The sequence below is a fragment of the Xanthomonas sp. SHU 308 genome, assembly GCF_000364645.1.
Classification (GTDB): Bacteria; Pseudomonadota; Gammaproteobacteria; order Xanthomonadales; family Xanthomonadaceae; genus Xanthomonas_A; species Xanthomonas_A sontii.
Map to the genome: position 1 here is coordinate 1 of NZ_AQOK01000367.1, position 3603 is coordinate 3603.

A 3603-nucleotide genomic window follows, 5' to 3' on the forward strand; every position below is an offset into this window, starting at 1 on the left:
CGGCCTGCTGCTGGAGCGCGCGGACCGCACCACCGCGCTGGTGTCGCTGACCGGGCTGCGCGATCCGGCGCAGCTGGCGCGCGCGGTGCAGGGCAGCGGCGCGCAACTGCTGGACCTGAAGGACGCCTCCGAGTCGCTGGTCGCCGCCTACCGCGGCCGCGTGCTCGCCGCGCTGGGCGTGGCCGCGGTGCTGCTGGCGCTGACCGTGGCGATCGCCTTGCGCACGCCGCGGCGGATCGCACGCGTGCTGCTGCCGATGGCGCTGACCACGCTGCTGATCCTGGCGATCCTGCGCGGCTGCGGGGTCGAACTGAACCTGTTCCACCTGATCGCGCTGATCCTGGCCGCCGGCCTGGGCCTGGACTACGCGCTGTTCTTCGACCACGCCGGCGACGACCGCGCCGACCAGTTGCGCACCCTGCATGCGTTGATCGTGTGCAGCCTGATGACCCTGCTGGTGTTCGCGCTGCTGGCCGCCTCCAGCATCCCGGTGCTGCGCGCGATCGGCAGCACCGTGGCGCTGGGCGTGCTGTTCAATTTCGTGCTGGCGCTGCTGATTTCGCGCGAGACCGCCAGCGACACCCGGGAGAGCCGCCATGCACACTGAACCCTTGCACGGACGCGACGCCATCGCCGCCCTGGTCCCGCACCAGGGCCTGATGTGCCTGTGGGAGGAAGTGGTGGCCTGGGACGCGCAGCGCGTGCTGTTGCGCAGCGTCGCGCATCGCCAGGCCGCGCATCCGCTGCGCAGCGGCGGCCGGCTGCACGCGCTGCACCTGTGCGAATACGGCGCGCAGGCGATGGCGGTGCACGGTGGCCTGCTCGGTCGCGCCGCGGGCACGCCGGTGCGGCCGGGCATGCTGGTGGCGCTGCGCGGGGTGCAGTTGCACGTCAGCGAACTGCAGGATCTGCCAGGTCCGATCGAAGGCGAGGCCGAGGTGCTGCTGCAGGCCGAGGACAGCCAGCAGTACGCCTTCCGCATCAGCCATGCCGGGCAGTTGCTGGCCGAGGGCCGTGCGACGGTGATGCTGGGCGCGGCGTGACCGCGTAGGCGTCGACGGCCCTGCAGACGCGGCGAGCGCTATCCAGGCTTGGAAGGCGTCGGGACTGAAGTCCCTCCCACAGTGCACCCAGGCAACGCACAGGCGCATTCCTGCAGGTGCCGTTTCGCGATGTCGTGGGTCATCGATCGCGATAGGTTTCCACGATAACGTCCGCCCGCGGCTGCTGCGGCGTCGGACGGGGTGCCCGCGGTGCGCGACGAGTCGTTAGGATGGCGGCCCTGTCCCTCCGCCCAAGGAACCACGATGTCCCAGCCTGCTTCCCCGCGCCGCGCCCTGGTCACCGGCGGCAGTGGCGATCTCGGTGGCGCGATCTGCCACGCCCTGGCTGCGCAGGGTTTGCACGTGATCGTGCACGCCAATGCCAACGTCGCACGCGCCGCGGCGGTGGTGGAGGCGATCGTCGCCGCCGGCGGCAGCGCCGAGGCGGTGGCCTTCGACGTGGCCGATGCGCAGGCCAGCGCGCAGGCGCTGGCGACGCTGCTGGAGGCCGGCCCGATCCAGGTGCTGGTCAACAACGCCGGCATCCACGACGACGCGCCGATGGCGGGCATGAGCGCGGCGCAGTGGCACAAGGTCATCGACGTTTCGCTGCACGGCTTCTTCTACGTCACCCAGCCGCTGCTGCTGCCGATGGCGCGCACGCGCTGGGGCCGCATCGTCAGCGTGTCCTCGGTGTCGGCGGTGCTGGGCAACCGCGGGCAGACCAACTACGCCGCGGCCAAGGCGGCGCTGCATGGCGCCAGCATGTCGCTGGCGCGGGAAATGGCCAGCCGCGGCATCAGCGTCAACGTGGTCGCACCGGGCGTGATCCAGGGTGCGATGGCCGACAGTGCCTTCCCGCCGGAGGCGATCAAGCAGATGGTCCCGGCCGGGCGCCCGGGCAAGCCGGAGGAGGTGGCCGCGCTGGTCGCCTTCCTGTGTTCGGACGCGGCCGCCTACATCAACGGCCAGGTCATCGGCATCAACGGCGGCATGGGCTGACCGCCTCGAAAACGACGCGGCCGTTGCACCGCCATGCCGGCGGCGCAACGGCGGCGTGCGCTCAGCGGCAGACGAAGCTGGACGCCGCCTCCACGTCGCCGCCGACATAGCGCGCCACCTGCGGATACGGGCACAGCGGGCGGCTGCGCTGGCTGCTCCAGTTGGCCGGTACCTCGGCATTGGGCGCGGCGCTGCCGCTGCCGCGCGCGCTGGCGACGATCGCGTCCGGCGCCTGGCTCTGCTCGACCCAGGCCACCAGCGGGGTCAACGCGTCGAACTGGTCGGTGGCCGGCCCGCCGGCGCAATGCGCCATCGCCGGCACCGCGAACAAGCGTGCGTAGCTGGCGGCGTCGGCATCGGCGGTGCGCAGGCGGTCGTACCAGGCCGCGGTATCGGCGAAGGAGAAGATGCCGTCGCCGGTGCCGTGGTAGATCAGCAGCTTGCCGCCGCGCTTCTTCAGCGTGGTCAGCCGGGTCTCGTTCGGCGGGGTCATGTACGACCACGCGGATTCGCCAAAGGCGCCGGCCGTGGCGAAGATCTTCGGCGCGTCGCGGTCCATGTCGAACTGCAGCGCGTAGCGCTTCAGATCCTGCAGCACCGCCGGATCCTCCGGCGGGGTGACGAAGCCGAAGGCCACCGAGCCGGGCACCAGGGTCAGCGAGGCGTCCTGCCGCCAGCCGGCCCAGTCGCCGCTGGCGATGCCCGGGTCGAAGGGGAAGGGCGCGTACAGCGGCGTGCCGGCGCTGTTGCGCACGCCGGCGTGGATGGCGCCGAGCGCGCGCTTCTGCGCCGGGGTCAGGCATTGGCCGGTGCGCCCGGCGCTGCCGCAGGTGGCGACGTCGCGATTCAGGTCGAAGCGGCGCTGGCAGGCGAGCACGTCCTGCACCATGCCGTCGCGCACGCCGTCCAGTGCATCGCAGGTGGCGACGATGCGCTGGGCCACCAGGCTGCGCTCGGCGGCGGTCAGGCCGCTGCGCGTGTCGCTGCCGCCGGCCAGTGCCGCCAGTTGCTGCGCCGCGGCCAGGTCGGCGATCGCCGCCTTGGGCAGATGGAACCCTGGGTCGCCGACCAGGATGCCGTCGTAGTCCTGCGCGTCGCGCGCGGCGGCGACCATGCCGTGGCGACCGCCGTTGGAGCAGCCGCCGAAGTAGCTGTAGTCCGGCGCCTTGCCGTAGGCGATCTGCACCACGCGCTTGGCCATCGGGGTCAGCGCCTGCACTGCCTGGTAGCCGTAGTCCAGGCGCGCCTGCGGATCGCGGCCGAACAGCGGGTTCTGCGCGTTGCTGTGCCCGGCATCGGAACTGATGACCGCAAAGCCCATGCGCAGCGGGTTGTCGCGCTGGCCGCCGCCGCCGATGTCGCCGAGCGCGGGGACCACGTTGCCGTCCAGGCCGCCGTTGGCCTGGTAGAAGAAGCGCCCGTTCCATGCCGCCGGCAGGCGCATCTCGAAGCCGATCGCATAGGACTGGCCGTCGCTGCCGACGCGTTCGTGCATCAGCCCGGTGACCTGGCAGTGTGCGCCGATCGGCTGGCCGGCCACCTGCAGGGCGCCGGCCGC

The 3603-nt window shown here is 72.2% G+C and carries 3 protein-coding genes and 1 pseudogene; 3 read left to right on the forward strand and 1 reads right to left on the reverse strand.

The genetic code is table 11. From position 1 onward, the window contains the following. The 3 genes and pseudogenes from D588_RS24685 to fabG all read left to right on the forward strand — a co-directional run. Nucleotides 1-607: pseudogene (locus D588_RS24685) on the forward strand (hypothetical protein); the annotation flags it as partial. A 4-nt stretch (nt 608-611) separates the two neighbouring features. Next, complete coding sequence (locus tag D588_RS0112590; RefSeq protein ID WP_017916231.1) at nt 612-1043, forward strand: phosphotransferase; 432 nt, start codon at nt 612-614, stop codon at nt 1041-1043. 264 nt (nt 1044-1307) lie between these two features. Beyond that, nucleotides 1308-2045, forward strand: a complete 738-nt coding sequence (gene fabG, locus D588_RS0112595) for a 3-oxoacyl-ACP reductase FabG (protein ID WP_017916232.1) — start codon at nt 1308-1310, stop codon at nt 2043-2045. Nucleotides 2046-2106: 61 nt separating this feature from the next. Here the strand turns inward: fabG and D588_RS0112600 are convergent. Next, on the reverse strand, nt 2107-3603 hold a 1497-nt coding region (locus tag D588_RS0112600; RefSeq protein ID WP_017916233.1), incomplete at its 5' end, for a tannase/feruloyl esterase family alpha/beta hydrolase.